Below are 22,631 nucleotides of genomic sequence, written 5' to 3'. Positions count from 1 at the left end.
ATCGAAAAGGAATCGACGATGACCCGACCCCATCGCCCCACGCCGCCGCTCCGTTCGGCGCTGCTGCTGCCGGCCGCCTTGTGCGCCACGTTGCTGGCAACGGCCCCGGCAGTTGCCCAGGCGCCGGCCGCAGCGCCGGCCCCCGCCGCGGCCAACCAGGATTCCTCGATCGTGCTGATCGGCAAGGACGGCTGGTTGTTCCCGGCCTGGGGCAGCCTGACCGACGTGGATGCGCCGGCCATCGCCCGCAACACTGCACTGATCGCCGATGCCAAGCGCGCCCTGGACGCCGCCGGCGTCAAACTGGAGGTGCTGGTGCTGCCGGACAAGGCGCTGTTCTACGAGGACAGGCTGCCCGACGGCAAACGGCTGGGGGATGCGGTGCGGGGACGCTATGCGCTGGTGCACGACGGCCTGGAGAAGGCGGGCGTGCCGGCGGTGGACGCGCTGCAGGTGCTGCGCCAGACCAAGCAGGGCGGGCAGGACGTGTTCTACCGCAGCGATCAGCACTGGACCCAGGCCGCCGCCGATGCGGTGGCCGTGGCCGTGGCTGCCCAGGTGCGGCAGCAGGTGCCCACGCTCGCTGGCGAGGCCGGCACCGGCATGGCGCTGGGCAGCGAGATCAAGGAGCGCCGCTTCGGCGATCTGGCCGAGCTGTTCCTCACCGACGCACAGCGCAAGGCCATCGGTCGCGACACCTTCACCGTGCGACGCCAGTCCGACCAGCAGTCGCTGCTGGATGACGCGCCCGCGCCCGTGCACGTGACCGGACACAGCATGGTGCAGCCGTACTTCGGGTTCCCGCAGAAGCTGTCCAATGTGCTCGACCGGCCGGTGTCGGTGAACTGGAAGCCCGGCAACGTGGGTCACTGGGTGATGCTGCTGGAGTACCTGGAATCGCCCGAGTTCAAGCAGCACAAGCCGCAGGTGCTGGTATGGCAGATGTTCGAGCCCTCCTACGTGCAGGGCCCGGACGCGCGTGGCCAGTGGGACAACGCCTCGATCATGACGCCGCAGCAGTGGCAGGCGCGCCTGCTCAAAGCCCTGGGACAGTGATCCGATGAGTGCCCGCCCCGGCGCACCCGCGCCCCTGCCACCGGCCGCGCCGGCCCGTGCGCACATCGCCACCGCTGTGGTGGTGATCGTGCTGCTCGTGTTCGGCCTGGCGTCCGGCGCCTGGATGCTGGCCCACGCCAGACTGCCGGCGGCCTCACTGGCGCCGGCGCGCTGGGCCGATGGCGAAGCCGGACGCGCGATCAACGACGCGCTGAAGCTGCCCATACAGGCGCAGGCCGATCTGGCCAGTGCCGCCGTGCGCTACCGCTTTCTGGGCGACACCGGTCCGCAGGTGGCGATGGGCTGCCCGGACTGGCTGTTCTACCGCGATGGGCTGCGCCCGCCGGCCGGTACAGGCGATGCCGTCTTCGCCCAGCGTACGCGCCTGATGCAGCACTGGTCGCAGCAGCTCAAGGCGCAGGGCGTGCAACTGCTGGTGGTGGTGGTGCCGGACAAATCGCGGATTGAGGCGTCCCACACCTGCGGCCTGCGCCATTCCGCGCCGATGCGCGCGCGCTTGGGGCAGTGGCAGCAGGCGCTCGCCGCCGCCGGCGTGCCGTCCACCGACCTGCTGCCGGTGCTGCAGGGCGCATCCGAACCGGTGTTCTTCCGCACCGACGTGCACATGAACCGGATCGGCGCGCAGCGCGCCGCCGATGCGGTCGCCGCGTCCGCCCTGCCGTTGCTGGGCGGTCGCGGACAGCAGGCGTTCGAGGTGGGCGCCCCGGGCCCGGCCCAGCCGCGTATGGGCGACCTCATCGTGCTGGCCGGGCTGGAGCATGCGCCGCCACGCTGGCGGCCGGCACTGGACCGCGAGCCTGTGCAGGTGATCGAACCGCTGCGCAGCGGTGGACTGCTCGATGACACCCCGCCGGTGGAGGTGCTGCTGCTGGGCAGTTCCAACGGCCGCCGCAGCCTGTTCGCCGAACGCCTCGGCAACGCGCTGGGGCGTGAAGTGTGGAACCAGAGCCTGGATGGCGGCCAGTTCTCCGGCGCATTGCTGGCCGCGCTGCCGCAGCGGGCGCAATGGCCGTCCAGCCTGAAACTGGTGATCTGGGAATACTCCGAAATGGCCCTGTCCTTGCCGTTGACCGACGGTGAGCAGGCGACGCTGGCCGAGATCGACTGAGCGCCGAACGACGATGCTTTTCAACTCCTTCCTGTTCCTGCTGGTGTTCCTTCCGATCGCACTGGGCATCCACTATCTGCTCGGTGCCTGGAAGCCGCGGATGGCCGCGCTGTGGTTGTGCGTGGCCTCGATCGTGTTCTACGGCTGGTGGAACCCGCAGTTCGTGGTGCTGCTGGCCGGCTCCATCGTATTCAACTATCTGGTCAGCCTGGCGATCCTGTCACTGGCCACGCGCCCGCGCCTGCAGGTGCTGGTCACCGCGCTGGGCGTGGCGGCCGACCTGTTGCTGCTGTTCCACTACAAGTATTTCGCGGCGATGGTGAATTTCGTCGGCGAGATGGGCTTCAACGTCGGGCCGATGGACGCGTTGATCCTGCCGCTGGGCATCTCCTTCTTCACCTTCACCCAGATCGGTTATCTGCTCGACTGCCGCGCCGGCGTGGTCAACGACCGCAGCCCGCTCAGCTATGTGCTGTTTGTGACCTTCTTCCCGCATCTGATCGCCGGCCCGATCCTCCACCACAAGGAGATGATGCCGCAGTTCAGCAAGCGCGAGACCTACCGCTTCCAGGCCGACAACCTGTCGGTGGGCGGCATGCTGTTTGTGATCGGCCTGGCCAAAAAGGTGCTGCTGGCGGACACCATCGCCCCGTATGCCGACGCCGGATTCGCCGAGACCGACAGCGTGCAGTTCTGGGGCGCGTGGGCCACGGCGCTGAGCTACGCACTGCAGCTGTATTTCGACTTCTCCGGTTACTCGGACATGGCGCTCGGCCTGGCGCGCATGTTCGGCATCCGCTTCCCGCTCAACTTCAATTCGCCGTACAAGGCGACCAGCGTGATCGACTTCTGGGCGCGCTGGCACATGACGCTGACCCGCTACATCACCGCCTACCTGTACTACCCGGTGGCGATGGCGGTGACCCGTTGGCGCACCCGCCACGGCCGCCCGACCGGCCCCACCGCGGTAGCCTCGGCCGGTGGCTTCCTGTCGATGATCGTGCTGCCCACGGTATGGGCAATGGGCCTGGCGGGCATCTGGCACGGCGCCGGCCTGCAGTTCCTGATCTTCGGCCTGCTGCATGCGGGCTACCTGGCGATCAACCACGCCTGGCGCGTGTTCGTCGGCGGGCGCACGCCGGTGGCGCTGCGCAAGGTGAGCAGGCTGCAGCACGTGGGCTACCTGCTGCTGACCTTCGGCGCGGTCCTGGTGGCGCAGGCGTTCTTCCGCGCCGACGGCGTGGGTGATGCCTGGCAGCTGGTGCAGGGCATGGCCGGCGTGCGGGGCTGGGAAGCGCTCGAGAGCGTTTCCCATGCGGCCGGACTGGGCCTGGCCGACGGTGCGCGCCTGCTGATCGGGCATCACCTGCAGTTCGTGTATATCGTGGTGCTGCTGGCAATCGTGTGGGGCACCCCCAACGCACACCAGATCATGGGCGTGTACTCGCCTTCGCTGGCCAAGCCGAATCCGGCGCCGCGTGCGTGGATGCGCTGGCAGCCCACCCTGCGGTGGCTGCTGGTGATGCTGGTTCTGCTCGGGTTGTGCCTGATGAGCCTGCACAAAGAATCGCGTTTCCTCTACTTCCAGTTCTGACAAGGTGAACCACATGGATATCCAGACCCTCCAGACCCAGCTGATCGACATCGTCGAGTCGGTGATCGGCACCCGCGTGCAGCCCGACGAGTACATGGAGTCGCTGTTCGACTCCATGTCCAAGGTGCAGCTGATGGTCGAGGTCAAGGACCGCCTGGGTGTCACCCTGCCGGTCGATGAGATCGACGCGCTGGTCGATTCGGTGCAGGTGCTGGCCGACTACGTGGCCGCGCACCAGCGCTGAGCCGCCCACCTTCCGCAGGAGCCGACCGCATGCGATTCGATTTCGACCACGGCCGCTTCGTCGATCACGCGCACGCCCCGCACGCGGCGGCCCTGCACGATGCCGACGGGGTGATGGACTGGGCGGAGCTGGAGAGGGCCACCCAGGCCTGGATGACCCGGGCGCAGGCGGCCGGCGTGCTGCCCGGGCATGCCCTGGTGATTTCCGGCCACAAGCAGGCCGCCTTCGTTGTGGCCATGCTCGGCTGCCTGCAGATGGGCGTGACCTACGTGCCGGTGGACACCATCAATCCGCCGGCGCGCCTGCAGCGCATCACCGGGCTGGTGCATGCCGTTGCGGTCTACGATGCGGCCGCCGATACGTTCGGCCCCGGTGCTGCCGCGCCACGCGCGCTGACCGTGCCGGGGCTGGCCTACATCATGTTCACCTCCGGCAGCACCGGTGATCCGAAGGGCGTGCAGATCGGCCGCGACAGCGTGGCGCTGTTCACCGGCTGGATCCGGGACTGCCTGGCGTTGGGGGAGGCACCGGCGTTCCTCAACCAGATGCTCTTCAGCTTCGATTTCTCGTTGTTCGATCTGTGCGGCGCGCTGGGTCTCGGCGGCTGCTGCGTACTCTGTCCGCGTGAGGTGATCGCCGACAGCGAACGCTTTGTCGACCACCTGCGCCAGTCCGATGTCGCGGTGTGGGCCTCCACACCGTCGTTCGTTCGCCAGCAGATGCTCAACCCGCGTTTCACCGCCGCCCAGCTGCCGTCGCTGCGTGTGTTCGTGTTCGGCGCCGAGTCGCTGACCCCGCGCGTGGCCGAGGAACTGTGGGCGCGGTTCCCGCAGGCGCGCATCATCAACTCCTACGGCCCCACCGAGGCAACCTGTTCCACCACCTGGGTGGAGATCGATGCCGGGCTGCGCGCCGCCGCCCCCAATCCGTTCCCGATCGGCGTGGCCAAGCCGTATGCCGAAGTCTTCCTGGACGACGGCGAAATCTGCATGGCCGGCGACCACGTGATGCGGGGCTATCTCGACCGACCCGATCTCGATCAGGGCGTGCTGTTCGAACACAACGGCAAGCGTGCCTACCGCAGCGGCGACCTCGGCGATCTCGATGCGCAGGGCCGGGTGTACTTCCGCGGCCGCAAGGACGACCAGATCAAGCTCAACGGCTACCGCATCGAACTGGCCGAAGTGGATGCGGCACTGTCCACGCTGGAGGGCGTTGTTGCGGGTGCGGCGGTGGTGCTGCGCCGCCCCGACGGCAGCCTGGTGCGCATGATCGGTTTCGTCGAGCTCACCCAGCCGGGCGAAGGCGCGGTGCAGCCCTTGCCCGAGGCCCTGCAGGACTGGAAGGACCAGCTTGGCCGGCGCATGCCGCCTTACATGATCCCCTCCGAACTGATTGCCGTGGACGCGTTGCCCACCGGCGCCACCAACAAGGTCGATCGCAAACAACTGGAGCAGCGCTACGCATTGGCGCGGACGCTCCGCAGCCAGGAACCCAAACGATGAAGATGCCGCTGACCCTGCTCGCCGCCGCCCTGCTGGCGTGCTCCCCCGTGGCCGCGAACGCGCAGCAGGGCGCGCCGGAAGGCCGCCTTGCGCAGTTGTATGCGGCGCGACCGCCCGCCGGTTCGGCATTCGTGCGCGTGCTCAATCCCGGCGCGACCGCGCTGAAGGTTGCTGTCGGCAACGGTGCCGACCAGAGCATCGGCCCGGCCACGCGCGCCACGCGCTATGCGATCGTCGAAGGCGGCAAACCGTTCCCGGTCCGTGTGGCCGGCAAGCCGCGCACGCAGGGGCAGGTCGCCGCGGGTACCTTCACCACGCTGGTGCTGGACCCGGCAACGCCGTCGCGGCCGTTGGCCGTGCTGGCCGACGGCGGGGGCAGCAGCGATGCGCTCAAGGCGGAAATCCGCTTCTACAACCTGGCCACGGGCTGCGCGCAGGCGCGGCTGGCGATGGCCGACAAGGGGGCGGTGGTGTTCCCGGCGGTCGCCGCCGGCGCCAGCAGCGCGCGCGCCATCAATCCGGTCAAGGCGCGACTGGTCGCCGGCTGCGGCGGCAAGGACAGCCTGCCGGTGGCGCTGCCCTCGTTGCAGCCCGGCGACCACTACAGCCTGTTCCTGACCGGCAGCGCCAGTGCGCCTGTCCTGCAGGGCCAGCTCAGCGGGACCGATCCGGTGGGGCGCTGATCCATGCATGCGCGTTCCATTTTCCGCGATGACCACACCCTGTTCCGCGACCAGGTGCAGCGCTTCATCGAAGCGCATATCGCGCCGCACTACGCGCAATGGGAGCGCGACGGCATCACGCCGCGCGCGCTGTGGCGCGAGGCGGGCGAGGCCGGACTGCTCAACTGCCAATTGCCCGACCCGTATGGGGTGGGCGGTGATTACGGGCACGCCGCCTGTGTGATCGAGGAGCTGGCGCGCGCCAATTATCTGGGTATCGGCTTCTCGATTCACTCGGACATGGTCGCGCCGTATCTGATGCAGTACGGCAGCGATGCGCTGCGTGATGCGTGGTTGCCGGCGATGGCGCGTGGCGAGGCGATCGGCGCCATCGCGATGACCGAGCCCGGCGCCGGCAGCGATCTCAAAGCGATCCGCACCCGCGCCGAGCGCCGTGGCGACCACTACGTACTGAACGGCCAGAAGACCTGGATCACCAACGGCGCCCATGCCGATGTCGTGGTGGTGGTGGCGACGGTCGCGCCGGAACTGGGCGCGCGCGGGCTCACTCTGCTGTGCGTGGACGCGCATCTGCCCGGTATCACCCGCAGCGCGCCGATGGCCAAGATCGGCCAGCACGCGCAGGACACCACTGAGCTGTTCTTCCAGGACGTGGAAGTGCCGGTATCGCACCTGCTCGGCGAGGAACAGCGCGGGTTCGACTATCTCGGCGAACAGCTGGCGGCCGAACGCCTGGCGATCGCGCTGCGTGCGGCGGCATCGGCCGAGGGCATGCTGGCCGAAACGGTGGCCTACGTGCGCCAGCGCAAGGCCTTCGGCCGGTTCCTGATCGACCACCAGAACACCCGGTTCGTGCTCGCCGATGCGGCGGCACGGCTGGCGATGCTGCGCACGTTCCTGGACCAGTGTCTGGGCGAGCAGATGGAGGGGCGGCTGGACGCGACCCGCGCGGCGATGGCCAAGCTCAATGCCACCGAACTGCAGGGGCAGGTCCTGGACGATCTGCTGCAGTTGCACGGTGGCTACGGTTACAGCAGCGAATACGGTATCGGCCGCGCATGGGCCGACGCGCGCGCGCTGCGCATCTTTGGCGGCACCAGCGAAATCCTGCGCGAGATCATCGGGCGCGCGCTCTAGCGCGCGCTATGGCGCGCTGGTACGCCAGCGCCGGCGCAACGCCTGCGCGCGCGGGGTGTCCTGCGACAGCCACGGGTCCAGCGCGAAGGCGAACACGCCGGCCGCGCCGCTGCGCTCGGCCCACGCCAGCTGCTTGGCGATGCGGGCGGCGTCGGCGGTCTGTGCCTGGAAATGGCTGCCGTCGGCGGGCGAGCTGGCCAGTTCCTCGAACAGTTCCACCACCACGTCGAAGTCGACGTTGCGCGCGCGCAGCAGCGCCAGCAGCGGATCGACGCCGTCCAGGTTGTCCAGGCCAGCCACGCCGACGCCGTCCTGCACCATCGGCCGCAGCGGCGCCTGTTCCAGGATGCGGGTCCACAGCTGCGCCAGCGATCCGGTGGTGGGCAGCCGGCTGAAATACGTGGAAATGGCGGTGACGTGCGGCGTACCTGCTTTCGCCGCCGCGCTCAGCGCGGCCAGCCAGGTGCACAGCTGCTGCTGGCGGTCGTCCTGCGCCCAGTGGAACTGTTCCAGTTCGTAGGGCAGGTACCAGCCGGAAAAATTGGCCTGCCGCGCCCACGGCGCCCGTTGCAGGTAGCGGCGGGCGTGGTCCAGGGTGAGTGCGAGAAACGCATCCAGCGCGGCCGGATCTGCTGCCTGCAACGCCTTCCACCAGCCGCTGTGATACGGCAGCCCGACGCGCACCTGCAACCCTTCCGCCGCGGCGGTGGAAAAGATCAGCTGCATCACCGGATCGGGTACATCCCAGTCGGCGTCGCCGCCGCTGCCGTACAGCCCCGCCCACTGCACCACGATCTGGCGGCAGCCAAGCTGCCGGGCCAGCATCATGTGCCGTTGCCAGTCCTGTGCGGTGAGGACCAGGTGGCTGCGCCAGGGCTGGATGAAGCTGCCGTCGAAATGCGGCGGGGTCGAACACCCGGGCAAGGTCGCCAGTGCGGCGGCCGCAGGCGCGAGCAGCGCTGCGCGCAGCAGGCGCCGGCGCAGCGGGGACGACAGATCGGTGGGCTGGCGGACATCGGTCATGCACGCATCATCCCAGAGCCGCGTTGCCGAGGGGTGAACCGCGTTTATTCCAGCGCGTAGCGCAGTACGAACAACCCGGCCACCAGCCATACCGCCGGGTGCACGTCGCGCCAGCGCCCGGTGCCGGCCTTGAGCACGGCATAGGCGATGAAACCGAACGCCAGGCCATTGGCGATGGAGTAGGTGAACGGCATCGCCAACGCGCACAGGGCCGCCGGAACCGATTCGGTCAGGTCACCCCATTCCACATCGACCAGTTCGCGCAGCATCAGGCCGGCAACGAACAGCAGGGCGGGGGCGGTGGCGTAGCCGGGCACCATCGCCGCCAGCGGCGAGAACAGCAGCGCGGCCAGGAACAGGGCCGCCACCACCAGCGCGGTCAGGCCGGTGCGCCCGCCCGCCTGCACGCCGGAGGCGCTTTCAGCGAAGGCGGTGGTGCTGCTGGTGCCCAGCAGCGAGCCGGCAACAATGGCGGTGCTGTCGGCGAGCAGGGCGCGGCCGAAGCGCTTCTGTGCGCCCGGCAGTTTGAGCAGCCCCGCGCGTCCCACCACGCCGTACAGGGTGCCGGTGGCATCGAACACCTCCACCAGCACGAACACCAGCACCACCTGCAGCAGCACAGCGATCGGCGCACCGCCGTCGTGGTGCAGCAGGCCGGGCAGGTCCAGCTGCAGGAAGGTGGGGGCCAGGCTCGGCGGCAGCGACACCACGCCGTGGAACTGCACGTCACCCAGCAGCCAGGCCGCGCCGGTGACCGCGAGAATGCCGATCAGGATCGCGCCCCGCACGCGCCGCGCTTCGAGGATGGCGATCAACAGGAAGCCGGCCAGCGCGAGCAGGGGCGGTGCGGTGTTGAGGGGCCCGAGCGCGACGAGGGTGTCGGTGTTGGCGATGATCACGCCGGATTTCTGCAGGGCGATGATCGCCAGGAACAGACCAATGCCGGCGACGATGGCCGCGCGCAGCGACGCGGGGATGCCCGCCACCAGCCAGGCGCGCACGCCGGTGAGCGACAGCACCAGAAACACCAGCCCGGAAATGAAAACGGCCGCCAGTGCCTGCTGCCACGGCAGCCCGGCCGCACCGACCACGGTAAAGGCGAAGAAGGCGTTCAGGCCCATGCCCGGTGCCATGCCGACCGGGAAGTTGGCGGCGAACGCCATCACCAGCGAGCCGAGCGCGGCGGCCAGGCAGGTGGCGACGAATACCGCGCCCGGATCCATGCCGGTGGTGGACAGGATGTCGGGGTTGACGAAGACGATGTAGGACATCGTCAGGAAGGTGGTCAGCCCGGCCAGCAGTTCGGTGCGCACGGTGGTGCCGTGCTGCTGGAGCTGGAACAGGCGTTCTGACAGGTTCATGGTTTGGGGATCCATTTCTAAGCAAAGCACTGCAAGGAACAGCAACAGCAACAGCGTTGGGCTGCAGCATCGCGCGCTGAGGGCCGGCGGCTGCAGGGGTACGGGGGGCGCCGTGAATACGTCCGTGTAGGCTCTTACGAAACATCCATGTTTCGTAAAGCCCCCCGTACCCCTACACCCGCCGTCCCTCCGATAACAGGTCGGTGACCAGAGAAGATCAACGGCAACGGCAACGGCAACGGCAACGGCAACGGCAACGCCATCGTCAGTGCGTAGAGCCACGCCTTGCGTGGCTGCTTCTTCCGACCGCACATGACACTGTGTGGGGGCGGGGGGCGGGTAGCCCCCGTAGGGACTGTCAAAAACATGGATGTTTTTGACAAGCCTCCAGGGATGGATTCACGGCGTGTCCCGGAGCGGGCTACCCGCCGCCCGCCCCACCTCGCACCCAACAAAGACGCCGCGCTTCTGCTGTTTCTTCTGCTTCTGTTTCCAATCAACAAACCACACATGCAAAACGGCCGCGCGAGCGCGGCCGTTTCTTCTGCTGTTACTTCAGCGCCTTGAAGCGCAGGCGCTTCGGGGCGGCGTCGTCGCCCATGCGGCGGCGCTTGTCTTCTTCGTATTCGCGGTAGTTGCCCTGGAAGAACTCCACGTGCGAATTGCCTTCGAACGCCAGGATGTGGGTCGCGATGCGATCCAGGAACCAGCGGTCATGCGAAATGACGAAGGTATTGCCCGGGAATTCCAGCAGCGCATCTTCCAGCGCACGCAGCGTTTCGATGTCCAGATCGTTGGACGGTTCGTCGAGCAGCAGCACGTTGCCCCCCTGCAGCAGGGTCTTGGCCATGTGCAGGCGACCACGCTCACCACCGGACAGCGAACCGACCAGCTTCTGCTGATCCTGGCCCTTGAAGTTGAAGCGGCCGATGTACGCGCGCGACTGGATTTCCACGCCGTTGATGTTGAGGATGTCCAGACCGCCGGCGATTTCCTGGAAGACGTTGTGGTTGCCTTCCAACGCGTCGCGGCTCTGGTCCACGTAGGACAGCTGCACGGTCGGGCCGACCACGATTTCGCCGGAGTCCGGCTTTTCCTGGCCGGTGATCATCTTGAACAGGGTCGACTTGCCCGCACCGTTGGGGCCGATGATGCCCACGATCGCGCCGGCCGGGACCAGGAAGTTCAGGTCGTCGAACAGCAGACGGTCGCCGAACTTCTTGGACACGTTCTTGAACTCCATCACCGAGTTGCCCAGGCGCTCGCCCGGCGGGATGAAGATTTCGTTGGTCTCGTTGCGCTTCTGGTAATCAACCGACTGCAGCTCTTCCAGGCGGGCCAGACGGGCCTTGCCCTTGGTGCGGCCACCCTTGGCGTTCTGGCGCGACCACTCCAGCTCCTTCTGGATCGCCTTCTGGCGGGCCTTTTCCTGGTTGTCTTCCTGCTTCAGGCGCTCGTCCTTCTGCATCAGCCAGTCGGTGTAGTTGCCCTTCCACGGAATGCCGCGGCCGCGGTCCAGTTCCAGGATCCACTCGGCGGCGTTGTCCAGGAAGTAACGGTCATGGGTCACTGCCACCACGGTGCCGGTGTAGCGCGCCAGGAACTGCTCCAGCCATTCCACGGACTCGGCGTCCAGGTGGTTGGTCGGTTCGTCGAGCAGCAGCATGTCCGGCTTCTGCAGCAGCAGGCGGCACAGTGCCACGCGGCGCTTTTCACCGCCGGACAGCTTGCCCACGATGGCATCCCACGGCGGCAGGCGCAGTGCGTCGGCGGCCACGTCCAGCTGGTTTTCCAGGGTGTGCGCGTCGCCGGCGGCGAGGATCGCCTCCAGGCGCTCCTGTTCCTTGGCGAGCTTGTCGAAATCGGCGCCTTCCTCGGCATAGGCCAGGTAGACCGCGTCCAGCGCGGCCTGCGCCTGCAGCACTTCGCCCACGCCTTCCTCGACCGCTTCACGCACGGTCTTGTTGGGGTCCAGCTCCGGTTCCTGGGCCAGATAGCCGACCTTGATGCCGGCCTGCGGGCGGGCTTCGCCCTCGAAGTCGGTATCCACGCCGGCCATGATCTTCAGCACCGTCGACTTGCCGGCGCCGTTCAGGCCCAGCAGGCCGATCTTGGCACCCGGGAAGAACGACAGCGAGATGTCCTTGATGATCTGCCGCTTGGGCGGGACCACCTTGCTGACGCGGTTCATGGTGTAGATGTATTGCGAGGACATGTGGTCTCCGAAGGCGCAACCCTGCGCCCGTTCCGTTGGGAACAGGAACAGATGTAAAAGGAATACCCCCGATTATAGCGGGAAGCGGTGACAACCGCCGGCCGGCCCGGGAGGGTGGGGCTTGCCGCCGCCTGAACGGGTCGTCAAAGCCCTTGAAATGGAAACCGTTTCCAGCCGGAAACCGTTCAGATCCGGTCAGCATGATGTAATCATCCATCCACTCGAGCGAGGCCCGTCATGCGCATGAATCGAATTGTGGTCGGGGCCGTGGCCTCGCTGCTGGCCCTGGGCGCGGTTGCACCGGCCTTCGCCGACAACGACCATCGCGGCCGTGGTCACGACCGCCATGACCGTTACGACCGTCATGATGATCGCCACGACCGCCGGCATGACCGCCGTGAGTGGCGCGATGACCGCCGCGAAGCCCGCCACGACCGTCGCTATTACGACAACCGTGGCTACTACCGCCCGGCGCCCCCGCCGCGCGTGGTCTACCGCCCGGCACCCGGCTACGGCTCCTACGGCTGGGCGCGTGGCCACCGCTACCGCGAGTACTACGGTGGCCCGGTCTACGTGGTCAACGACTACAGCCGCTACTCGGTGCGCCGTCCGCCCCGCGACCACCACTGGATCCGCGACGACCGTGGCAATCTGCTGCTGGTGGCCATCGCCACCGGCATCATCGCCGACTACGTGATCAACAACCGGTAAGGCCAGCCACGGCCTCGCCACCCAGGACGGCGCCCCTCGCGGGCGCCGTCCGTCGTTCTGGGGGCGGTCGACCCGATTGGTCACCCCGCGTCGCGGGGACTACAATCCAGAGCTCGCGCTGTACCCCCTCTGCCTGCCTGGAGTAACCGATGTTCCCGCGTGACGTCCGCATCGAAACCTACGATCCCGAACTGGCCAAGGCCATCGCCGCCGAAACCCAGCGCCAGGAAGACCACGTCGAGCTGATCGCCAGCGAGAACTACACCAGCCCGGCCGTGATGGAGGCCCAGGGCAGCCAGCTGACCAACAAGTACGCCGAAGGCTATCCGGGCAAGCGCTACTACGGTGGCTGCGAGTATGTGGACATCGCCGAGCAGCTGGCCATTGACCGCCTCAAGCAGCTGTTCGATGCCGACTACGCCAACGTGCAGCCGCACAGCGGTTCGCAGGCCAACCAGGCCGTCTACTTCGCGCTGCTGCAGCCGGGCGACACCATTCTGGGCATGTCGCTGGCCCACGGCGGCCACCTGACCCACGGCGCCAAGGTCAACGCCTCGGGCAAGCTGTTCAACGCCGTGCAGTACGGCGTGGACGAGCAGGGCCTGATCGACTACGACGAAGTCGAGCGCCTGGCCCTGGAGCACAAGCCGAAGATGGTCGTGGCCGGCTTCTCGGCCTATTCGCAGGTGGTGGACTGGGCGCGCTTCCGCGCCATCGCCGACCAGGTCGGTGCGTACCTGTTCGTGGACATGGCGCACGTCGCCGGCCTGGTTGCCGCCGGGGTGTACCCGAGCCCGCTGCCGCACGCGCATGTGGTCACCTCGACCACCCACAAGACCCTGCGCGGCCCGCGCGGCGGCATCATCATCGCCAAGGGGGCAAACGAGGACCTGGTCAAGAAGCTGCAGTCGATCGTGTTCCCGGGCATCCAGGGCGGTCCGCTGATGCACGTCATCGCCGGCAAGGCCGTGGCGTTCAAGGAAGCGCTGGAACCGGGCTTCAAGACCTACCAGCAGCAGGTGGTCAAGAACGCCCAGGCGATGGCCACCACGCTGATCGCGCGTGGCTACAAGATCGTTTCCGGCGGTACCCGGAACCACCTGATGCTGGTGGACATGATCGGCAAGGACGTCTCCGGCAAGGACGCGGAAGCCGCACTGGGCAAGGCCCACATCACCGTCAACAAGAACTCCGTGCCCAACGACCCGCGTTCGCCGTTCGTGACCTCGGGCCTGCGCCTGGGCACCCCGGCGGTCACCACCCGCGGCTATGTCGAACAGGACTGTGTGGACCTGGCCAACTGGATCGCCGACGTGCTCGACGCCCCGGCGGACGAGGCGGTGATCGCCCGCGTGCGCGAGGCGGTCAGCGCGCAGTGCCGCAAGTACCCGGTCTACGGGTGAGATGGGCGAGGGCCGCGCGCAGCGACGCTACGCGATCCTGGCCCTCGCGTTCGGCGTCCCCGGCCTGGCCGGGGGCGGCGCCCTGGCGCTGTTCGGTATCGTCCTGTCAGTGTTCGGGCCGCACTACATGGGTCTTTCCGAGCGCCTGCTGACGCTGGCGTTCGGCTTGGCTGGCGCAGCCGCACCGGCCGGCTGGTTGTGGCTGAGCGTGGCCTACCTCCGGCGTGGTCGAGAGGGGCTGCGCCGCGCCGGGGTGCTGCCGTGGATCGGCCTGCTGCTGGGGCTGCTCACCGGCCTGTTCGTTCTGGCCACGCTGCTCTGGCACTGGCAGGACGGCGGGCGGCAGACCGTCGCACTGGTGGTGGCCGGCCTGCTGCTGGCGGTGCCCGCCGCGGCCCTGGCCGCGCGCGCCCGGCCTGATGCCAAACACACGCCCCCCGCACGGACGCTGACCACGGATGAATGACATCGCGCAACGTCGCACTTATGCGGTGGTGGCTCTGCTGCTGGGCCTGCCCACGCTGGCCGTCGGCGGCACCTTGTCGGTGCTGGCGGTCATCGTCTTTTTCTCCCGCAACAGCTACATGGGCACCCTCGAAAGCCTGGCGCTGCTGGCCTGGGGCCTGTCGGGCATTCTCGGTCTGCTGGGCTGGCTGTGGCTGAGCGGCGTGTACCTGCGGCACGGCCGCGAGGGCCTGCGCCGCAGCAGCCCGCTGGGCTGGATCGGCATTGCCTGCGGCGTCATCGGCGCGCTGAGTGTGCTGGTGGTCGTCATGTGCCTTCTCCCCCAAGGCGGCTGGGAGGTGCTCGGTTATCTGACCGCCGGTCCGCCGTTGCTGGTGCCGAGCGCACAACTGGCATGGATGCGCTGGTCGGGCCAGACGCAGGCATGAGAGCCAGGTCGCGAGGTGGGCCGGTCATGCGCGATGGCGTCCACCGGCGTCTGTACGCGCTCCAGTGCGGGCTGCTGGGGCTGCCAACCGTGATGGCCTGCGGCGTGGCTGGGGTCCAGGGCCTGCGCCATGTCGATGTACATCGCGGTTTTCTGCTCGCGGGCAACGAGGGCGGTCTGCTGCTGCTCTGGGGCGGCGCCGGCCTGCTCGGCCTGCTGGCCTGGCTGTGGCTGAGCGCCCGGTATCTCCGGCGCGGCCGCGACGGGCTGCGTCGGGCCGGGACCCTCCCGTGGGCCGGTCTGGCGATGGGGGCACTGGCGGCGGGCGGCCTGCTGCTCGTCCTCCTGTACGCCGGGGCCGTGGGACGCTGGCAGGTGCTGGGGTATCTGGTGTTTGGCCCGCTGCTGCTGGTGCCCAGCGCACACCTGGTGTGGTTGCGCCGATCGGAGGGGCCAAGCTGATGCACAGACGCGTATTTGCCGCCCCGGTTCTTCTCAGGTACCGTTGCGACGCTGCCATGACCGTGGCATGACGTTTTTCTCCAGCTAGGCGTTCCATGTACTGTCCGTTCTGCCAGCATGCCGATACCCGTGTGATCGATTCGCGCGTCTCCGAAGACGGCGCGACGATCCGGCGTCGTCGCGAATGCGAGGCCTGCAACGAGCGCTTCAGCACCCTGGAAACCATCGAACTGAAGCTGCCGGCGATCATCAAGAGCGATGGCAGCCGCGAGGCCTTCGACGCCCGCAAGCTGCGCAGCGGCTTCGACCGCGCGCTGCAGAAGCGCCCGGTGCCGGAAGACAAGATCGAACTGGCGGTACGCGCGGTGATGCAGCAGGCGCGGACCTGCGGCGAGCGCGAAATCCCGTCGATCAAGGTCGGCGAGTTCGTCATGAACGAACTGCGCAAGCTCGACCACGTGGCCTACGTGCGCTTCGCCTCGGTGTATCGCAGTTTCGAGGACGTGGCCGATTTTCGCGAGGAGATCGAGAAGCTCGAACGCGAGCTGCCCTCCAGCACCGAGCAGCTGCAACTGCTCGGGGATGTGATCGCACTGGGCAAGAAGAAGAAGGGCTGAGCCCCTACGCTTCGCCGCCGGCCCGGCTGGGCTACCATCGCGGCTGCTTGCCTGCCGATGACCGTTGCCATGACCGACTTCTCCGCACTGGACCACCTGCACATGGCGCATGCCCTGCGCCTGGCCGAGCGCGCCGCGTACACCACGCGACCCAACCCGATGGTGGGCTGCGTGATCGCGCAGGGTGCCGACGTGGTGGGCGAGGGCTGGCATCAGCGCACCGGCGGCCCGCATGCGGAAGTGTTCGCGCTGCGCCAGGCGGGTGAGCGTGCACGTGGGGCCACCGCGTACGTCACCTTGGAGCCCTGTGCCCACTACGGGCGCACGCCGCCGTGCGCACTGGCGCTGATCGAGGCGGGTATCGGCCGTGTGGTGGCGGCGATGCGCGATCCGTTTCCGAAGGTCGACGGCGGTGGGTTCGACCTGCTGCGCGCGGCCGGCATCGACGTCGCCGAAGGGCTGATGGCCGCGCAGGCGCGCGACCTCAACCACGGCTTCCTGTCGCGCATCGAACGCGGTCGCCCGTGGCTGCGGGTCAAGCTGGCGGCCAGCCTGGACGGCCGTACGGCAATGGCCGACGGCAGTTCCAAATGGATCACCGGTGCAGCCGCGCGCGAGGACGTACAGCACTGGCGCGCGCGCGCCGGTGCGATTCTGACCGGCGCCGGCACGGTGCTGGCCGACGATCCGATGCTCACCGTGCGGCTGGCCGACACCGAGGTCGTCGCGCCGCTGCGCGTGGTGCTCGATGCGCGCCTGCGCTCGCTGGAGTGCGCGCGCGTGCGCGAGGGCGGGGCACCCACGCTGTACCTGCACGACGCAGCCGTGAGCCCCCCCGATGCCGCCGATGCGGCGTTTGCCAGCGTGCCCAGCCACAACGGTCGCCTCGATCTTGCCGCAGTGCTGGCCCTGCTCGCCGACCGTGGGATCAACGAGGTGCATACCGAAGCCGGCGCCACCCTGTCCGGCGCGCTGGTGCAGGCCGGCCTGGTCGACGAACTGCTGCTCTACCAGGCGCCGATCCTGCTCGGCGAGCACGGGCGGCCGCTGCTGTCCGGACTGGGCATTCACGCGATGGACCAGCAGCGCCGCCTGCGCGTGATCGACCAGCGCGTGCTCGGCAACGACCTGCGCCTGCTGCTGCGGCAGTGAGGGCGCGCCCGCCAGACAAAAAAAAACGGACCCCTTTCGGGGCCCGTTCGATCATGGCGCGACCCGGAGGCCGCCGCCCGATCAGAAACTCGCGCGCACGCCCACCGAGTACTGGGTGACGTCTTCGTAAGCCTGCACTTCACCGACCAGGCCCCAGGCCTTGGTGAAGTTGACCTGGCCGCCGAGGGTGCCGATCCAGGTGCCGTCCATGTCGCTGCCGTCCAGGTAGCCGGCCTTCAGCCAGGCTTCGGTGCGCGGCGAGGGCTTGCCACGCACGCCCATGCTGGCGCGGCCGCCGTTGGTGTGGTCCTTCTCGCGCACGGTGCCAAAGCCGTCGTAGGTCGACTTGGCTTCCACGTTCTGGCGCACCCAGGCGATGTCGGCGGTGAAGTCGACGCGGTCGCTCATCGGCATGTGGTAACCGATACCCAGCTCCGGCTGGTTCAGTTCCAGCTTCAGGCTGCCATCGGCATAGTTGTACTTCTTGGAGACCGTCGACCACGCGCCGAAGACATGCACCTGCTCGGCGATCGCGAACGAGCCGCGGATGTAGCCGCCGTCCACCTTCGGGTCGTTGAGGTAGTCGTCGTTGACCTGGATCTGGGTCCAGCCAGCTTCGGCGTAGGTGTAGCTCAGGCCGTCCGCAGCCGAGGCAGCGATCGGGGTGGCAGCCAGCAGGGCGGCCAGAATCAGGGTCTTGCGCATGGGTAGATCCTCACGGGTGGTGATGTCCGTTTCAGCCGCCACCTTCTTGGCGGCGGCAGGAGCGACGTCGTGTCGCGCGGCGCGGATATTAACAAGTTTTTTACAGAAAGCGAGCACTCAGGCTTCGCTGGTACAATGCGCGGGCCGGTTCGCCGGTACACAAACGTCTTCAGGGCGGGGTGCGATTCCCCACCGGCGGTAGGTGCGCAAGCACGAGCCCGCGAGCGCTTCCAGGTCTGCTGGAAGGTCAGCAGATCCGGTCAGATGCCGGAGCCGACGGTATAGTCCGGATGAAAGAAGACGGTGCTACAGGGCCTTTGCCGGCCCTGCGCCCGCCTGTTTGCCTTGCGGCGTTTTTCGCTCACTTTTCGCGGAGAACGTTACTTGTTTACTGGAATCATCGAAGGCGTCGGCCATGTGGCCGCACGCGAGACCCTCGGCGGCGACGTCCGCTTCACCTTCCACGTCGGCAGCCTGCCGTTCGACGCCGTGCAGCTCGGTGAGAGCATCGCCATCAACGGCGTGTGCCTGACCGTGATCGCGTTCGACGCGAGCACCTTCCAGGCCGACGCCTCCACCGAAACACTGGGCCTGACCACGCTCGGCCAGCTCGCCGATGGCGCGGTGATCAATCTCGAACGCGCGATGCGCCCGACCGACCGCCTCGGCGGCCATCTGGTCAGCGGCCATGTCGATGGCCTCGGTCAGGTCCTGTCCATCCACGACGATGCCCGCGCCCAGCGCTGGCGTTTTGCCGCGCCGGCCGCGCTGCTGCGCTACATCGCCAGGAAAGGCTCGATCTGCGTGGACGGGGTCAGCCTGACGGTCAACGACGTGGACGACGCCGGCTTCGAAGTCGCGTTGATTCCGCATACCGTTGCCAATACCGCGTTCGCCGCGACCGGTGTGGGCAGTGCGGTCAATCTGGAAATCGATCTGGTCGCCCGCTATGTGGAGCGGCTGATCAGCGTGCCCGCCCAGCGTGGGCAGGCACAGGGAGAGGCCGCATGAACTTCGCCCCCATCCCCGAAATCCTCGAGGACATCCGCCTGGGCCGCATGGTGGTCATCGTCGATGACGAAGACCGCGAGAACGAAGGCGACCTGATCATGGCCGCCGAGCTGGTCAAGCCCTCGGACATCAATTTCATGGTGACCCACGGCCGCGGCCTGGTGTGCCTGCCGCTGACCCGCGAGCGCGCCGCCGACCTGGGCCTGGCCCCGATGGTCCAGGCCAACACCGCGCAGTTCCAGACCAACTTCACGGTGAGCATCGAGGCCGCCGAGGGCGTCACCACCGGTATTTCGGCCTACGACCGCGCCCACACCATCCGCACGGCCGTGAAGCCCGATGCCAGGCCGGCCGACCTGCACCAGCCGGGCCACATCTTCCCGCTGATCGCCCAGCCGGGCGGCGTGCTCACCCGCGCCGGCCACACCGAGGCCGGCGTGGACCTGGCCATGCTGGCCGGGCTGGAACCGGCCGGCGTGCTGGTGGAGATCCTCAACCCGGACGGGAGCATGGCGCGCCGGCCGGAGCTGGAGGTGTTCGCCCGCGAACACGGCCTGAAGATGGGCTCCATCGCCGACCTGATCGCCTACCGTCTGGCCACCGAGAAGACCGTCGAACGCGTTGATGAGCGCCCGATCGACACCGAGTTCGGCCCGTTCACCCTGGTCACCTACCGCGACCGGATCGCCCACGATCTGCATTTCGCCCTGGTCCGTGGCCCCGTCGATGCCGAACCGACCCTGGTCCGGGTGCAGGTGGAGAATCCGCTGGCCGACCTGCTGCACTGGCGTCGCGACGACTTCGGCGTGGCCTCCACCGACGCCCTGCGCGCCATTGCCGCCGCCGACCGTGGCGTGATGGTGGTGCTGTCGGCCCCGCGCGACACCAACGGTCTGCTGGCCCGCCTGCGCCAGCAGCCGGCCCCGCTGACCCCGGGCAAGGACAAGGATGTGAGCCAGTGGCGCCGCAACGGTGCCGGCGCGCAGATCCTGTCCGACCTCGGCCTGGGCAAGCTGCGCGTGCTGGGCACCCCGCGCCGCCAGATCGGCCTGGCGGGTTACGGCCTGGAAGTCGTCGAGACCGTCGCGCCCTGACGCCCCCGTAGCGCCGGGCTTCGCTGCCGCGTCAGCCGGGCAGCGCCCGGCGCTACAGCCGCGTCAGCCGGGCAGAGCCCGGCTCTACAGCCGCGTCAGCCGGGCAGAGCCCGGCGCTACAGCCGCGTCAGCCGGGCAGAGCCCGGCTCTACGGGGCCTGTTAGAATATTCATCTATCAAATGGACCCTACGCCGACCATGAGCCACTACGAAGGCGACCTCCGGACGCCGGAAAAGGCCCGTTTCGCCATTCTCGCCAGCCGCTGGAACGCCCGCATCACCGATGTGCTGGTGGCCGGTGCACGCAAGAGCCTGGCTGGCAACGGCATCGAGGAAGCAGCGATCGACGTGATCCGCGTGCCGGGCGCGTGGGAGCTGCCGCTGGTGGCCGCCCGCCTGGCGGCCGCGCATGAGCATGCCGCCATCATCGCCCTGGGGTGCGTGATCCGTGGCGATACCCGCCACTACGAACACGTGGCCGACGGCTGTGCCGAAGGCCTGATGCGCGTGCAGCTGGATTTCGGCGTGCCGGTGCTCAATGGCGTGCTGGCGGTCGAACGTGTCGAGGATGCCGATACCCGCGCGGGCGGCAGCCACGGCAACAAAGGTGAGGAAGCCGCACTGACGGCGTTGGAAATGGTCAATCTTCTGGAGCAGTTGCCGTGAACAAGTCGACCCCGGGCAAGCCCTCCGGAAAGCCCGTCCGCCGTGATGGCATCGACCCCGTGCTGCGTTCGCGCGCGCGCCGTCGTGCCCTGCAGGCGATCTATGCCTGGCAGATCTCCGGCGGCAACGCGCAGTCGGTGATCGCCCAGTTCGCCCACGAACAGGCCCGCGAGATCGCCGACCTGGCGTACTTTGAAGCCTTGGTCCACGGCGTGCTCGACCACCGCAAGGACCTGGACGAGGCGCTGGACCCGTACCTGGATCGCGGCATCGAAGAAGTGGACGCCATCGAACGCGCCGCGCTGCGCGTGGCCGCTTACGAAATGCGCTACCGCCTGGATGTGCCGTACCGCGTGGTGATCAACGAGGCCATCGAATCGGCCAAGCGGTTCGGCTCCGAACACGGCCACACCTACGTCAATGGCGTGCTCGACCGCGCCGCCGTTGAATGGCGCAAGGTCGAAAACGGGGGTTGACCCCGTGTCGCTCGCCGAATTCGCCCTGATCAACCGCATCCGCGTCCGCACCCGCGAGCGCGCGGACGTGGTGCTGGGCATCGGCGACGATGCCGCGCTGCTGCAGCCGCGCGCTGGCGAGCAGCTCGTGGTGACCGCCGACACCCTCAACAGCGGCGTGCATTTCCCTGCCGAGACCCCGGCCGGCGACATCGGCTGGAAGACCCTGGCGGTGAACCTCTCCGACCTGGCGTCGATGGGCGCGCGCCCGGCCTGGTGCACGTTGGCGCTGTCGCTGCCCGACGCCACCACGGACTGGATCGACGCCTTTGCCGAAGGCTTCTTCGCGCTGGCCGACGCACACGACATCGTGCTGATCGGAGGCGACACCACCCGTGGCCCGCTGTCGCTGTCGGTGACCGCGATGGGCCAGGTGCCGGCCGGTACCGCGCTGCGTCGCGATGCGGCGCAGGCGGGCGACGACATCTGGGTCAGCGGCACACCCGGCGACGCGGCCGGCGCGCTGCGCGCGTGGCAGGCCGGCACGCTCGACGTGCGCCAGCCCCATGCCGATCCCCGGTGGGAAGCCCTGCGCCTGCGCCTGGCACGGCCTACCCCGCGCGTGGCCCTGGGCCGTGCGCTGGTCGGGCTGGCGCATGCCGCCGTGGACGTGTCCGACGGGCTGATCGCCGATCTGGGACACATCTGCGCACGCAGCGGTCTTGGTGCGCAGCTCGATGCCACCGCGCTGCCATTGTCGGATGCCCTGCGCGGCCTTTTCGCGGACGCGGACGCACGCCAGTGCGCGCTGCGCGGCGGTGACGATTACGAGCTGTGCTTCACCGCGGCTCCTGCGCGGCGCGATGCGCTGGCGGCGCTGGCGGCGCAGTTGCAGCTCCGGCTGACCTGCATCGGCACCATCACCGACGGGCAGGGCGTTGCCTGCGACGGAGACGATGCAGGTGCGGGTGGCTACCAGCACTTCGGTTGAGCCATACGCACCAGGATAAAGGAACGCCGGGCAGTGCCCGGCGTTCCTGTCTGTACGGCCAACGGGTGGGATGGATTACCAGGCGTAGGACATCCCCAGCTGCGCACTGGCTTCGCGGTAGCCGCTGTCGCCACGCATCAGGCCCAGCCCACCCCAGGCCGAAACGCCCGGGCGGAATGCAACCTTGGCACCGGCGCTGAGCGCATAGCGGTTGCGCGGCGTGCTGGCGCGCATCGCTTCATCGTCGAAGGCGATGCCGTTGCTGGCCCCGTCGCGGTACCAGTTCACTGCCAGGTACGGACGCACGGCCGCGCCGCGGTCGGCCTTGGACTCGCCTTCGATGCGCACGCCCAGCCGGCCGGACAGGCCGTCTTCACCCAGGCTGCGCACGACGGTGCCGTTGGTCTCGCGATGCGCGTCGGTGGACGCCTCGGTGTAGACCAGCTGCAGTTCCGGCTGCAGGTGCAGTGCCATCGCGCCGATGCGGCCGATGTCGATCTGGTAGCCGGCCTCCAGCGAGGACTG

24 protein-coding genes and 1 riboswitch are annotated in these 22,631 nt (G+C 68.3%); of the genes, 19 read left to right on the top strand and 5 right to left on the bottom strand.

Annotation, left to right across the window (positions count from 1 at the left end):
• Positions 1-18 precede the first annotated feature (18 nt).
• Genes ACPEH8_RS15095 through ACPEH8_RS15065 form a run of 7 tightly spaced genes read left to right on the top strand, consistent with a single transcriptional unit; the run spans position 19 to position 7,348 of the window.
• Positions 19-1,056, top strand: coding sequence for an alginate O-acetyltransferase AlgX-related protein (locus tag ACPEH8_RS15095; RefSeq protein ID WP_136003642.1), 1,038 nt, complete (start codon positions 19-21; stop codon positions 1,054-1,056).
• A 4-nt stretch (positions 1,057-1,060) separates the two neighbouring features.
• On the top strand, positions 1,061-2,185 hold the full coding sequence (locus ACPEH8_RS15090; protein ID WP_168355608.1) for an alginate O-acetyltransferase AlgX-related protein: 1,125 nt from the start codon (positions 1,061-1,063) through the stop codon (positions 2,183-2,185).
• Between the two features lie 13 nt (positions 2,186-2,198).
• Positions 2,199-3,779: an MBOAT family O-acyltransferase gene (locus ACPEH8_RS15085; protein WP_423667311.1), complete on the top strand. Its 1,581-nt coding sequence runs from the start codon at positions 2,199-2,201 to the stop codon at positions 3,777-3,779.
• Between the two features lie 13 nt (positions 3,780-3,792).
• Positions 3,793-4,023, top strand: coding sequence for an acyl carrier protein (locus ACPEH8_RS15080; protein WP_017357450.1), 231 nt, complete (start codon positions 3,793-3,795; stop codon positions 4,021-4,023).
• 29 nt (positions 4,024-4,052) lie between these two features.
• The gene (locus ACPEH8_RS15075) at positions 4,053-5,528 is read left to right on the top strand and encodes an AMP-binding protein (protein ID WP_136003644.1); all 1,476 of its coding nucleotides are present in this window, start codon (positions 4,053-4,055) and stop codon (positions 5,526-5,528) included.
• The gene (locus tag ACPEH8_RS15070) at positions 5,525-6,211 is read left to right on the top strand and encodes an alginate O-acetyltransferase AlgF (RefSeq protein WP_136003646.1); all 687 of its coding nucleotides are present in this window, start codon (positions 5,525-5,527) and stop codon (positions 6,209-6,211) included. The genes ACPEH8_RS15075 and ACPEH8_RS15070 overlap by 4 nt, the downstream gene beginning before the upstream one ends.
• A 3-nt stretch (positions 6,212-6,214) precedes the next feature.
• Positions 6,215-7,348, top strand: a complete 1,134-nt coding sequence (locus tag ACPEH8_RS15065) for an acyl-CoA dehydrogenase family protein (protein WP_136003648.1) — start codon at positions 6,215-6,217, stop codon at positions 7,346-7,348.
• 6 nt (positions 7,349-7,354) lie between these two features.
• Here ACPEH8_RS15065 and ACPEH8_RS15060 read toward each other — a convergent pair whose 3' ends face one another.
• The 3 genes from ACPEH8_RS15060 to ettA all read right to left on the bottom strand — a co-directional run bounded on the left by ACPEH8_RS15060 (position 7,355) and on the right by ettA (position 11,947).
• On the bottom strand, positions 7,355-8,371 hold the full coding sequence (locus ACPEH8_RS15060) for a DUF4434 domain-containing protein (protein ID WP_166472606.1): 1,017 nt from the start codon (positions 8,369-8,371) through the stop codon (positions 7,355-7,357).
• Between the two features lie 44 nt (positions 8,372-8,415).
• Positions 8,416-9,732, bottom strand: coding sequence for an NCS2 family permease (locus ACPEH8_RS15055; protein WP_136003652.1), 1,317 nt, complete (start codon positions 9,730-9,732; stop codon positions 8,416-8,418).
• Between the two features lie 550 nt (positions 9,733-10,282).
• Positions 10,283-11,947 (bottom strand): energy-dependent translational throttle protein EttA, encoded by a 1,665-nt coding sequence (gene ettA / locus ACPEH8_RS15050; protein WP_017356142.1) that lies wholly within the window; start codon positions 11,945-11,947, stop codon positions 10,283-10,285.
• Positions 11,948-12,184: 237 nt separating this feature from the next.
• Here ettA and ACPEH8_RS15045 point away from each other — a divergent pair, with 237 nt between their 5' ends.
• The 7 genes from ACPEH8_RS15045 (at position 12,185) to ribD (ending at position 17,184) form a co-directional block, all read left to right on the top strand.
• Positions 12,185-12,658 carry an RcnB family protein gene (locus tag ACPEH8_RS15045; protein WP_136003653.1) on the top strand — a complete coding sequence of 158 codons (474 nt, stop codon included), beginning with the start codon at positions 12,185-12,187 and terminating at the stop codon, positions 12,656-12,658.
• Between the two features lie 149 nt (positions 12,659-12,807).
• A complete protein-coding gene (glyA, locus tag ACPEH8_RS15040) occupies positions 12,808-14,061 on the top strand; it encodes a serine hydroxymethyltransferase (protein WP_017356144.1) in 1,254 nt (417 codons plus the stop codon).
• Between the two features lies 1 nt (position 14,062).
• Entirely contained in the window at positions 14,063-14,527 is a 465-nt protein-coding gene (locus ACPEH8_RS15035) for a hypothetical protein (protein ID WP_262071559.1), read from the top strand.
• Positions 14,520-14,954 carry a hypothetical protein gene (locus ACPEH8_RS15030; RefSeq protein WP_423667308.1) on the top strand — a complete coding sequence of 145 codons (435 nt, stop codon included), beginning with the start codon at positions 14,520-14,522 and terminating at the stop codon, positions 14,952-14,954. Before ACPEH8_RS15035 ends, ACPEH8_RS15030 begins: the two co-directional genes overlap by 8 nt.
• Before the next feature lie 26 nt (positions 14,955-14,980).
• Entirely contained in the window at positions 14,981-15,415 is a 435-nt protein-coding gene (locus ACPEH8_RS15025) for a hypothetical protein (RefSeq protein ID WP_423667305.1), read from the top strand.
• Positions 15,416-15,510: 95 nt separating this feature from the next.
• A complete protein-coding gene (nrdR, locus tag ACPEH8_RS15020) occupies positions 15,511-16,032 on the top strand; it encodes a transcriptional regulator NrdR (RefSeq protein WP_017356148.1) in 522 nt (173 codons plus the stop codon).
• Between the two features lie 69 nt (positions 16,033-16,101).
• The gene (gene ribD, locus ACPEH8_RS15015; protein WP_051008603.1) at positions 16,102-17,184 is read left to right on the top strand and encodes a bifunctional diaminohydroxyphosphoribosylaminopyrimidine deaminase/5-amino-6-(5-phosphoribosylamino)uracil reductase RibD; all 1,083 of its coding nucleotides are present in this window, start codon (positions 16,102-16,104) and stop codon (positions 17,182-17,184) included.
• 81 nt (positions 17,185-17,265) lie between these two features.
• Here the strand turns inward: ribD and ACPEH8_RS15010 are convergent, their stop codons facing one another.
• On the bottom strand, positions 17,266-17,889 hold the full coding sequence (locus ACPEH8_RS15010) for an autotransporter outer membrane beta-barrel domain-containing protein (protein ID WP_017356150.1): 624 nt from the start codon (positions 17,887-17,889) through the stop codon (positions 17,266-17,268).
• Between the two features lie 161 nt (positions 17,890-18,050).
• A riboswitch (FMN riboswitch) is annotated at positions 18,051-18,195 on the top strand.
• 78 nt (positions 18,196-18,273) lie between these two features.
• Between ACPEH8_RS15010 and ACPEH8_RS15005 the strand changes: the two genes are divergently transcribed.
• The 5 genes from ACPEH8_RS15005 (at position 18,274) to thiL (ending at position 22,106) form a co-directional block, all read left to right on the top strand.
• Positions 18,274-18,900, top strand: a complete 627-nt coding sequence (locus ACPEH8_RS15005) for a riboflavin synthase (protein WP_017356151.1) — start codon at positions 18,274-18,276, stop codon at positions 18,898-18,900.
• Entirely contained in the window at positions 18,897-19,994 is a 1,098-nt protein-coding gene (gene ribB / locus ACPEH8_RS15000; protein ID WP_017356152.1) for a 3,4-dihydroxy-2-butanone-4-phosphate synthase, read from the top strand. The genes ACPEH8_RS15005 and ribB overlap by 4 nt, the downstream gene beginning before the upstream one ends.
• A gap of 198 nt (positions 19,995-20,192) precedes the next feature.
• Positions 20,193-20,660, top strand: coding sequence for a 6,7-dimethyl-8-ribityllumazine synthase (gene ribH, locus ACPEH8_RS14995; protein ID WP_017356153.1), 468 nt, complete (start codon positions 20,193-20,195; stop codon positions 20,658-20,660).
• Complete coding sequence (nusB, locus tag ACPEH8_RS14990) at positions 20,657-21,136, top strand: transcription antitermination factor NusB (RefSeq protein WP_017356154.1); 480 nt, start codon at positions 20,657-20,659, stop codon at positions 21,134-21,136. Before ribH ends, nusB begins: the two co-directional genes overlap by 4 nt.
• A gap of 4 nt (positions 21,137-21,140) precedes the next feature.
• Positions 21,141-22,106 (top strand): thiamine-phosphate kinase, encoded by a 966-nt coding sequence (gene thiL / locus ACPEH8_RS14985; protein ID WP_229296511.1) that lies wholly within the window; start codon positions 21,141-21,143, stop codon positions 22,104-22,106.
• A 75-nt stretch (positions 22,107-22,181) separates the two neighbouring features.
• On the opposite strand, the gene ACPEH8_RS14980 is transcribed toward thiL, so the two are convergent.
• On the bottom strand, positions 22,182-22,631 hold a 450-nt coding region (locus ACPEH8_RS14980; RefSeq protein ID WP_423667302.1), incomplete at its 5' end, for an autotransporter outer membrane beta-barrel domain-containing protein.

This window comes from Stenotrophomonas sp. NPDC077461 (assembly GCF_049545475.1).
GTDB lineage: Bacteria > Pseudomonadota > Gammaproteobacteria > Xanthomonadales > Xanthomonadaceae > Stenotrophomonas > Stenotrophomonas nematodicola.
Note: the sequence above shows the minus strand (reverse complement) of the source record. Positions and strands in the feature narration are given on the sequence as shown.

Coding starts and splice junctions, on each gene's coding strand:
- ACPEH8_RS15095 (WP_136003642.1), top strand. CDS start 19: ATGACCCGACCCCATCGCCCCACGCCGCCGCTCCGTTCGGCGCTGCTG.
- ACPEH8_RS15090 (WP_168355608.1), top strand. CDS start 1,061: ATGAGTGCCCGCCCCGGCGCACCCGCGCCCCTGCCACCGGCCGCGCCG.
- ACPEH8_RS15085 (WP_423667311.1), top strand. CDS start 2,199: ATGCTTTTCAACTCCTTCCTGTTCCTGCTGGTGTTCCTTCCGATCGCA.
- ACPEH8_RS15080 (WP_017357450.1), top strand. CDS start 3,793: ATGGATATCCAGACCCTCCAGACCCAGCTGATCGACATCGTCGAGTCG.
- ACPEH8_RS15075 (WP_136003644.1), top strand. CDS start 4,053: ATGCGATTCGATTTCGACCACGGCCGCTTCGTCGATCACGCGCACGCC.
- ACPEH8_RS15070 (WP_136003646.1), top strand. CDS start 5,525: ATGAAGATGCCGCTGACCCTGCTCGCCGCCGCCCTGCTGGCGTGCTCC.
- ACPEH8_RS15065 (WP_136003648.1), top strand. CDS start 6,215: ATGCATGCGCGTTCCATTTTCCGCGATGACCACACCCTGTTCCGCGAC.
- ACPEH8_RS15060 (WP_166472606.1), bottom strand. CDS start 8,371: ATGACCGATGTCCGCCAGCCCACCGATCTGTCGTCCCCGCTGCGCCGG.
- ACPEH8_RS15055 (WP_136003652.1), bottom strand. CDS start 9,732: ATGAACCTGTCAGAACGCCTGTTCCAGCTCCAGCAGCACGGCACCACC.
- ettA (WP_017356142.1), bottom strand. CDS start 11,947: ATGTCCTCGCAATACATCTACACCATGAACCGCGTCAGCAAGGTGGTC.
- ACPEH8_RS15045 (WP_136003653.1), top strand. CDS start 12,185: ATGCGCATGAATCGAATTGTGGTCGGGGCCGTGGCCTCGCTGCTGGCC.
- glyA (WP_017356144.1), top strand. CDS start 12,808: ATGTTCCCGCGTGACGTCCGCATCGAAACCTACGATCCCGAACTGGCC.
- ACPEH8_RS15035 (WP_262071559.1), top strand. CDS start 14,063: ATGGGCGAGGGCCGCGCGCAGCGACGCTACGCGATCCTGGCCCTCGCG.
- ACPEH8_RS15030 (WP_423667308.1), top strand. CDS start 14,520: ATGAATGACATCGCGCAACGTCGCACTTATGCGGTGGTGGCTCTGCTG.
- ACPEH8_RS15025 (WP_423667305.1), top strand. CDS start 14,981: ATGCGCGATGGCGTCCACCGGCGTCTGTACGCGCTCCAGTGCGGGCTG.
- nrdR (WP_017356148.1), top strand. CDS start 15,511: ATGTACTGTCCGTTCTGCCAGCATGCCGATACCCGTGTGATCGATTCG.
- ribD (WP_051008603.1), top strand. CDS start 16,102: ATGACCGACTTCTCCGCACTGGACCACCTGCACATGGCGCATGCCCTG.
- ACPEH8_RS15010 (WP_017356150.1), bottom strand. CDS start 17,889: ATGCGCAAGACCCTGATTCTGGCCGCCCTGCTGGCTGCCACCCCGATC.
- ribB (WP_017356152.1), top strand. CDS start 18,897: ATGAACTTCGCCCCCATCCCCGAAATCCTCGAGGACATCCGCCTGGGC.
- ribH (WP_017356153.1), top strand. CDS start 20,193: ATGAGCCACTACGAAGGCGACCTCCGGACGCCGGAAAAGGCCCGTTTC.